The organism is Pseudomonas sp. P1_F7, from assembly GCF_056405655.1.
Map to the genome: position 1 here is coordinate 1 of NZ_JBFUBR010000076.1, position 625 is coordinate 625.

Here is a 625-nt window from a genome sequence, read left to right on the forward strand (position 1 = left end):
TGAAGCTCAGCGCCACCGAAACCGCGGCTGAAGGCGGCACTGTCACCTACACCGCCACCGTCGGTGCCGCCGTCACCGGTTCGCCGGTCGTCGTGACGTTGGCCAACGGCCAGAGCATCACCATCGCCGTCGGCCACACCACCGGCAGCGTGACCACCCCCGCGCCGAACGACGTGCTGACTGGTCACGCGCCGCTGACCAACTCGATCACCGACGTCAGCGGCGGCAACTACGAAAACCTGGTCGCCGACAAGACCCCGGTTTCGACCACTGTCACTGACACCGTCGACACCACCAATCTGTCACTCAGCGCGACCGGTGCCGTGGCCGAAGGTGGTTCGATCGTCTACACCGCGACCCTGACCAATGCGGCCGGCTCGCCCGTCACCGTGACCCTGTCGAACGGCACCGTAATCACCATCGATGCCGGTAACACCACCGGCACCGTGACTGTCGATGCCCCATCCGACGACGTCTACAAAGACGCCGGCACCGTTCAGGCCACGATCAGCAACGCCACCGGCGGCAGCTTCGAAAACCTGGTGCCGAGCAACGCTCCAGCGGTGACGGAAGTGACCGACACCATCGACACCACCACCGTGAAGCTTTCCGCGACTGAAACCGC

Annotated in this window: 1 protein-coding gene; it reads left to right on the plus strand. The window is 65.1% G+C overall.

The annotated features are described in order from the left end of the window. The coding region (locus AC1D1M_RS31445) for an immunoglobulin-like domain-containing protein (RefSeq protein WP_477778698.1) at nt 1-625 on the plus strand (625 nt) is incomplete at both ends.